This is a genomic window from Actinomyces sp. MRS3W (assembly GCF_032465695.1).
Lineage (GTDB): Bacteria > Actinomycetota > Actinomycetes > Actinomycetales > Actinomycetaceae > Actinomyces.
In genome coordinates, this window is sequence record NZ_JAWDJJ010000272.1 from 1 (window position 1) to 7,263 (window position 7,263).

Sequence of the window (7,263 nt, forward strand, 5' to 3'; positions counted from 1 at the left end):
CTTCCGTACCGCCCTGGAGACCGACAAGCGTCCCCGCGGCAGCGGTCGCCGCAAGCGCACCAAGGCCCGGTCCGAGCCCGCCCCCACCACCAGCGACGACGCCGTCAGCGGCGACGCCACCAGCGTGCTGCCGGACCCGCCCGTCGATATCCCTGTCGGCGCCGACGCCGAGCCCCCCGCGCCCCGCCGCGCCAAGAGCGCCAAACGGCGCAAGACGACGGCGGAGCCGGCCTCCCAGGTCGAACCCGACGCCGTCACCGAGGAGACTCCCGCCGTCGTCGCCGAGACGGATTTCGCCGACGCCATCGCCCTGGGGCAGATGGAACTCCCGGACGGCTCCACCTACCGCCTGCCGGACGACTCCCTACTCGAGCCCGGCCGCGGGCACGCCACCCGCACCGACGCCAACGACGCCATTGTTAACAAGCTCCAGGACGTCTTCACCGAGTTCGGCGTGGACGCCACCGTCACCGGCTACACTCGCGGTCCACAGGTCACCCGCTACGAGGTGCACCTGGGCCGCGGCGTCAACGTCTCGCGGGTGACCAGCCAGGCCAAGAACATCGCCTACGCCGTGGGCTCGGACGAGATCCGCCTGCTCACCCCGATCCCCGGCAAGAGCGCCATTGGTGTGGAGATCCCCAACTCCGACCGGGAGATGGTCAAGCTCGGCGATGTGCTGCGCTCCCAGGCGGCCAAGAAGCAGACCCACCCGCTGGTCGTGGGGCTGGGCAAGGATGTCGAGGGCGACTACGTCGTCACCAACCTGGCCAAGACCCCGCACCTGCTGGTCGCCGGTCAGACCGGCTCCGGAAAGTCCTCCTTCGTCAACTCCATGATCACCTCCATCATGATGCGGGCCACCCCCGAGGAAGTGCGCATGGTGCTGGTGGACCCCAAGCGTGTGGAGCTGACCATTTACGAGGGCATCCCGCACCTCATCACCCCCATCATCACCTCCCCGAAGAAGGCTGCCGAGGCCCTGGAGTGGGTGGTGCGGGAGATGGACGCGCGCTACGACGATCTCGCCTCCTTCGGCTTCAAGCACATCGACGACTTCAACAAGGCGGTGCGCGCCGGCGAAGTCCAGCCGCTGCCCGGCTCACAGCGGGTTATCGCGCCCTACCCGTACCTGTTGGTGGTGGTCGACGAGCTCGCCGACCTCATGATGACCGCCCCCAAGGATGTTGAGGCCTCCATCCAGCGCATCACCCAGCTGGCTCGCGCCGCCGGCATTCACCTGGTGCTGGCCACCCAGCGTCCGGTCGCCCAGGTGGTCACGGGCCTTATCAAGTCCAACGTTCCCTCACGCCTGGCCTTTGCCACCGCCTCGCAGCTCGACTCGCGCGTCATCTTGGACCAGAACGGCGCCGAGACCCTGACTGGCCAGGGCGACGCCCTCTACCTCGGGCCGGGAGCCAGCACGCCGGTGCGCGTGCAGGGCTCCTGGGTCACCGAGTCGGAGATCCGAGCGGTGGTGGACCACGTCAAGGGTCAGTTGCAGCCCGAGTACCGCGAGGACGTCATTGTTCCCGAGGTCAAGAAGCAGATCGATGAGGAGATCGGCGACGACATGGACCTGCTGCTGCAGGCCGCCGAGCTCATCATCACCAGCCAGTTCGGGTCGACGTCGATGCTGCAGCGCAAACTGCGGGTCGGCTTCGCCAAGGCTGGGCGCCTCATGGACTTGCTCGAGACCCGTGAGGTCGTCGGCCCCTCCGAGGGTTCGAAGGCGCGCGACGTGCTGGTCCAGCCCGAGCAGCTGGAGGAGACCCTTGCCTGGATCAAGGGGGAGGGCTCCGCACCCGGCAGTGAGGAAGCGGAGGAGGATCCCGCGGCCGACGTCGTCGGTTCCGACACCGAGCCGACGACGACGCTGCCCGCCGATCGTTACGCCGCCGACCCGCTCGAGGCCGACCGGGGCGTGGCCCCCTCGGAGTCTTGGGATGATGTGGCGGCCGACGAGGACTCCGAGGACGCCTGGAGCCTCACCGGCCGCGGCGCCTCCTGGTGACGCGCCTCCCCCTCACCTGGTGACCCGCTCCCCTTCACCGAAACCGGCACTAATGACGTACCGAAACCGGCACAAGTGACGTGCCGAGACCGGTCGATATGGCAGTCGGGTGCTGCCTTGGCATCGCTCGTGTGGTCACGGCCCGCGTTGCTGGGCCAGGTTGTGCGTTGCGTCCTTGTCAAAGGTGGCTGGTCGGTCCTGAGCACTCCGAGACCACCCGTAAGGTAACCGGCGGCTGGGTGACGGATGGTGCAGGCCGGGGTCTTGCGCCAGGGGCGTTGTCGGCGACTCTAGTTGGACCGTCATTGCGCGGTTGGACCGCTTAAGCGCGGTTGGACCACTTAAGCGCGGTTGGACCACCCCAGACATGTTCTCAGACGGTCCAACCGGGGGCAGACGGTCCAACCGCGGGGTTGCTTGTGATCCATGCCGGCGGTCGCCGCCGGCCCGAAGCCTTGCTACGCCGTCTGACCCGCATCCTCTGGGGTGAGGCCACATCCGGTCAGCCGGTCAGGATGGTTGCCGCATGACCAGGTCTATGCCCCCAGGAAACCTGAGCGGCTCGCTAAGACTTAGCCGGCCCTTAGCAACTTCGCCCGGTCTCGGCACGTTACAAGTGCCGGTTTCGGCACGTCATTAGTGCCGGTTTCGGCACGTCATTAGTGCCGGTCTCGGCACGTCACTTGTGCCGGTTTCGGCGAAGGGGCGGGGCGACTGCCCGGCGTCGGCGTCGCCGGTCGTGCATCCGGTCACCCAACGCCTCCCGGCCAGCGCCTCCCAACCTGCACATTCCGGCCAGCGCGTCCCGGCCATCGCGCTTTGACTGAACCTGACCGAACCCCTCGGAAACCGGATAACTCACCTCCCTCGGAACGAATCATCTAGGCTGGGGGCGATGAACACCACACCCAGCGAGCCGGACGGCGCCCAGGGGACGAGCGCGCCTCCGCTGCTCAATATCGCCAACGCGCTGACGGTGCTGCGGCTGATCCTGGTCCCCGTTTTCGTCTGGCTCATGCTTCAGCCCGGCGACGTGCTGCGGATGATCGCGACGGTGGTGTTCATCGTGGCGGCGGTGACCGACAAGCTGGATGGTCAGCTGGCCCGCTCGCGCGGACTCATCACCAGCTTCGGCAAGATCGCCGACCCGATCGCCGACAAGGCGCTCACCCTGTCCGCCTTCATCCTGCTGTCCGTCGCCGGACGTCTGTGGTGGTGGGTGACGATCATCATCATCGTGCGCGAGCTGGGCATCACCCTTATGCGCTTCATGATGCTGCGTCGCGCCGTCATGGCCGCCTCCCGTGGGGGGAAGCTCAAGACGACCCTGCAGATGACTGGTCTGATTGGCCTGCTCGCCCCCTGGACCATGTTCCTGCCGGGCTGGCTTGCCACCGCGTTGACGGTCGCGGCCTACGTCGCGATCGGCGCCGCGCTCGTGGTGACGGTGATCACCGGCGTGGACTATGTGGCGCAGGCCATCAAGATCGCTCGCGGTACGGCGGAGGAGAGAACGGCATGACGCAGACGCCCGGGACTTCGAACGCGATGACGACGGAGCGCAACCACAGCACCCTGGTGGAGGCGGCCCGCTTCCTCCTGTCCAAGGCGGAGGAGAAAAACCTCACCCTGGCCGTCGCCGAATCGCTCACCGGCGGTGAGGTGACCTCCACACTGGTCAGCGTGCCCGGAGCGTCGGCGGTGGTCGTCGGCGGCGTCGTGGCCTATGCCACCCGGGTCAAGGCGGAGCTGCTCGACGTCGACGCCGAACGCCTGGAGCAGACCGGCCCGGTGGATAGCGAAGTGGCCAAGCAGATGGCGCAGGGCGTCAGCCGCCTCATGGGTGCGGATCTGGGTCTGGCCACCACCGGAGTCGCGGGCCCGGGCGACGCCGATGGGCACCCCGCCGGCACCGTGCATGTAGCCGTCTGCTCCCCCTGGGGCACGCTTGCCCGTGAACTGCACCTGGACGGCGATCGAGAGGCGGTTCGCGACGGCGCTACTACCGCTGTCCTGGCTCTCGCCGGGGCGCTGTTGGAGGCCGCCCCGACGGCGTGAGCCCGCACCGAATGGCGTTGTGCGCATAGCACCGGGTATCCCAGGGACAACGCCGATATGACCCCCAGGTTCCTCCCAGTTTCCTCGGCGAGGATTTCAGTAACGCCACCGGGGGGACCACCCGCCGGAGGCGGGAATGAAACCGCTCAGTGAATGGTTGTGCCACACGATGAACAACGTGACTCACCCCCGCACCACCCGCCCCGCGCGCCCGGTTGGCCGCGCACCGATGCGGCAAGCATCCGCGGGGCGCAGCGCCGTCGTGGACACCACGGCGAGCAAGCACGAGAACATTCTCTTGCGCCGCGAGATCGGCGAGGTGCTCCGCTCCGTGCGGCAGCACCAGGGACGCACCCTGCGTGAGGTCTCCAGTCAGGCCCGTGTCTCCCTTGGCTATCTGTCCGAAGTTGAACGCGGTCAGAAGGAGGCCTCCTCCGAGCTGCTGGCCTCGATCTGCCAGGCTCTTGACGCCCCACTGTCCACGGTGCTGCGCGAGGTCTCCGATCGCATCGCCGTCGCCGAGGGCGTGGCCGTGCCCGACACCGTCCCCGACGAGCTCGTACGTCAGCAGGGCCTCACGCTCCGCTGATACCGATCGTCGCCGAGGGCAATACCTCAACCACCTGTGCCTGGTCGTGGGCCGCTTCGGCGGCCGTGCGGCCGGGCACAGTCACGTCATAGGCGGCCCGTCCGGCCCGGCACCCGCGCCGCCTCCGTAGCGGAGACCGCGTATGTTGTTCCCCACTTTTCCTCTCACCCCCTCCGCAACTGTCTGAAGGACCCCATGAAGCACTCGGAGTTTTGGCGTGCCGTCGATACGGTGTTCGGATCCGCCTACGGGCGTTCACTGGCGCAGGACCTGGTTCTGCCCGGCATCGGCCGTACCGGGGTCGAGGCGCTGGATGCCGGGGTCCCGCCCCGTGATGTCTGGCACGCACTGTGCGATGAGACCGACCGCAGCGACGCGGAACGCTGGGTATTCCGCGACGACCCTCGCCGTCGCAAGCGGTGACTACCGTCGGGGGAGCGCCTCGGGCTACGACACGCGGAGCGGGACGCTAGGGTTCGAACACATGTTCGCCTACTGTGGTCCACAGGCGACGTTCGCGCACCCCTCGTCCACAGGGATCGAAGAGGCGCCGTGAAACATGTCAGTGGTCCGGCATAACGTCGTCGGCGAGCCCCGGAGAGGGGCGTCCGCAACCAGGACCAGCCGTATCCGCAGCGGCGGCGAGCCGCATGACACTCGAGGAAGACCAATGGCAACTGCAACCCAGACACAGGACCGCTCCAAGGCCCTGGCCACCGCCCTCGCCCAGATCGACAAGTCCTTCGGCAAGGGCTCGGTTATGCGGCTTGGCGACGACACCCGTCCGCCCGTGGAAGTCATCCCTACCGGCTCCGTTGCGCTCGACGTCGCCCTGGGAATTGGCGGGCTGCCGCGCGGGCGCATCGTCGAGGTCTACGGGCCCGAATCCTCCGGTAAGACCACCGTCGCGCTGCACGCCGTCGCCAACGCGCAGAAGGCCGGCGGTAACGCCGCTTTCATCGACGCCGAGCACGCGCTGGACCCGGTCTACGCCAAGGCCCTCGGGGTGGACACGGACAACCTGCTGGTCTCCCAGCCGGACACCGGCGAGCAGGCCCTGGAGATCGCGGACATGCTCATCCGCTCCGGCGGCCTGGACATCATCGTCATCGACTCCGTTGCCGCGCTCGTGCCCAAGGCCGAGATCGAGGGAGAGATGGGGGACTCGCACGTCGGTCTGCAGGCGCGTCTCATGAGCCAGGCGCTGCGCAAGATCACCGGCGCGCTGTCCGCCACCGGCACCACTGCCATCTTCATTAACCAGCTGCGTGAGAAGATCGGCGTCTTCTTCGGCAACCCAGAGACCACGACCGGCGGCAAGGCCCTGAAGTTCTACGCCTCGGTGCGCATTGACGTGCGCCGTATCCAGACCCTCAAGGACGGCGATCAGCCAGTCGGCAACCGCACCCGCGCCAAAGTCGTCAAGAACAAGATGGCGCCGCCCTTCAAGCAGGCCGAGTTCGACATCCTCTACGGCCACGGCATCTCCCGCGAGGGCGGCATTATCGACCTCGGCGTGGACAGCGGCATCGTCCGCAAGTCCGGCGCCTGGTTCACCTACGGCACCGACCAGCTCGGTCAGGGCAAGGAGAACGCCCGCGCCTTCTTGCGGGACAACCCTGAGCTCGCCAATGAGATCGAGCATAAGATTCTGGCCACCCTGGGAATCGGAGAGCCGGGCCGCCAGGCCAGGGAGGCGGAGGAGAAGGCGGCCGCGGAGAAGGCCGCTGCGCAGAAGACGGCTGCGGCGGCTCAGTCGGAGAAGGCCACCGCCAAGGTCGGCGGGCGTAAGAAGAAGGCGGCCGCGGCCGATGAGGCCGATGCCATGTTCGGTGAGGACGCCGGCGGCTTCTGATGCCCTGGCTCACCCCCGACGCCCATACCGAGCAGGTCGAGGCGGCGCGCGACCTCGTTTTGCGCCGCCTCGACCGGTCGGCCGCCCCGCGCGCCGCGCTCGCGCAACTGCTTGCCCGCAAGGAGGTCGCCCCCGACGTCGCCCAGGAGGTGCTGGACCGCCTGGAGGCGGCGGGCATCATCGACGACGCCGCCTACGCCGCACGCCTGGCGCGCACCCGTTTCGCGGAGAAGGGCGCCGCCCGGCGCGCGATTGCGGACGAACTGCGTCGTAAGGGCTTGGGGGAGGAGCACATCCGCGCCGCCCTGGACCAGATCGACGGCGACGACGAAGCCACCGCCGCGCTGAGGCTGGCCCGCAAGAAACTCGCCACAACACGCGCCCTGCCGACGCTGACCCGTCGGCGTCGCGCCCTGGCTGCGCTGGGACGCAAGGGCTACGGCAGCGGGACCGCTACGCACGCCGTCGAGCAGGCGCTCGCCGAGGAGGGCATAACCGACGGCGGGAACGCGTCCGACTGGAACGTCTAGTTGTTCTTCCCATTGACGTTGTGGGCGCGGTCGATGGGTGGTTTGCCTCCGATGCCGGTGTGGGGTCGGTGGTGATTGTAGTGGTGGAGCCAGTCGGGGTAGGCGTCGGCGCGTTCCTGGTCGGAGCCTGTGGTGGCGGGCGTAGGCCCATTCATCGGCCAGGGTGCGGTGGAATCTTTCGATCTTCCCGTTGGTCTGCGGCCGGTAGGGGCGGGGG

At 68.1% G+C, this 7,263-nt stretch carries 7 protein-coding genes and 1 pseudogene; 7 read left to right on the forward strand and 1 reads right to left on the reverse strand.

The annotated features are described in order from the left end of the window. From RWX45_RS10470 to RWX45_RS10500, 7 genes are all read left to right on the forward strand, one after another. On the forward strand, window positions 1–2,014 hold a 2,014-nt coding region (locus RWX45_RS10470; RefSeq protein ID WP_316023665.1), incomplete at its 5' end, for a DNA translocase FtsK. A gap of 895 nt (window positions 2,015–2,909) precedes the next feature. After that, window positions 2,910–3,536: a CDP-diacylglycerol--glycerol-3-phosphate 3-phosphatidyltransferase gene (pgsA, locus tag RWX45_RS10475; protein ID WP_316023666.1), complete on the forward strand. Its 627-nt coding sequence runs from the start codon at window positions 2,910–2,912 to the stop codon at window positions 3,534–3,536. Further along, a complete protein-coding gene (locus RWX45_RS10480) occupies window positions 3,533–4,072 on the forward strand; it encodes a CinA family protein (RefSeq protein WP_316023667.1) in 540 nt (179 codons plus the stop codon). The genes pgsA and RWX45_RS10480 overlap by 4 nt, the downstream gene beginning before the upstream one ends. Window positions 4,073–4,241: 169 nt before the next feature. After that, a complete protein-coding gene (locus RWX45_RS10485; RefSeq protein ID WP_316023668.1) occupies window positions 4,242–4,661 on the forward strand; it encodes a helix-turn-helix transcriptional regulator in 420 nt (139 codons plus the stop codon). A 195-nt stretch (window positions 4,662–4,856) separates the two neighbouring features. Then, window positions 4,857–5,084, forward strand: a complete 228-nt coding sequence (locus tag RWX45_RS10490; protein WP_316023669.1) for a DUF3046 domain-containing protein — start codon at window positions 4,857–4,859, stop codon at window positions 5,082–5,084. Between the two features lie 247 nt (window positions 5,085–5,331). Then, complete coding sequence (gene recA / locus RWX45_RS10495) at window positions 5,332–6,516, forward strand: recombinase RecA (RefSeq protein ID WP_316023670.1); 1,185 nt, start codon at window positions 5,332–5,334, stop codon at window positions 6,514–6,516. After that, on the forward strand, window positions 6,516–7,046 hold the full coding sequence (locus RWX45_RS10500) for a regulatory protein RecX (protein WP_316023671.1): 531 nt from the start codon (window positions 6,516–6,518) through the stop codon (window positions 7,044–7,046). Before recA ends, RWX45_RS10500 begins: the two co-directional genes overlap by 1 nt. Here RWX45_RS10500 and RWX45_RS10505 read toward each other — a convergent pair. Next, window positions 7,043–7,263 (reverse strand): annotated as a pseudogene (locus RWX45_RS10505) (integrase core domain-containing protein); the annotation flags it as partial. The gene RWX45_RS10500 and the pseudogene RWX45_RS10505 sit on opposite strands and share 4 nt — an antisense overlap.

Excerpts from the sequence above, each read along its gene's own strand:
- pgsA (WP_316023666.1), top strand. The coding sequence starts at position 2,910 with ATGAACACCACACCCAGCGAGCCGGACGGCGCCCAGGGGACGAGCGCG.
- RWX45_RS10480 (WP_316023667.1), top strand. The coding sequence starts at position 3,533 with ATGACGCAGACGCCCGGGACTTCGAACGCGATGACGACGGAGCGCAAC.
- RWX45_RS10485 (WP_316023668.1), top strand. The coding sequence starts at position 4,242 with ATGAACAACGTGACTCACCCCCGCACCACCCGCCCCGCGCGCCCGGTT.
- RWX45_RS10490 (WP_316023669.1), top strand. The coding sequence starts at position 4,857 with ATGAAGCACTCGGAGTTTTGGCGTGCCGTCGATACGGTGTTCGGATCC.
- recA (WP_316023670.1), top strand. The coding sequence starts at position 5,332 with ATGGCAACTGCAACCCAGACACAGGACCGCTCCAAGGCCCTGGCCACC.
- RWX45_RS10500 (WP_316023671.1), top strand. The coding sequence starts at position 6,516 with ATGCCCTGGCTCACCCCCGACGCCCATACCGAGCAGGTCGAGGCGGCG.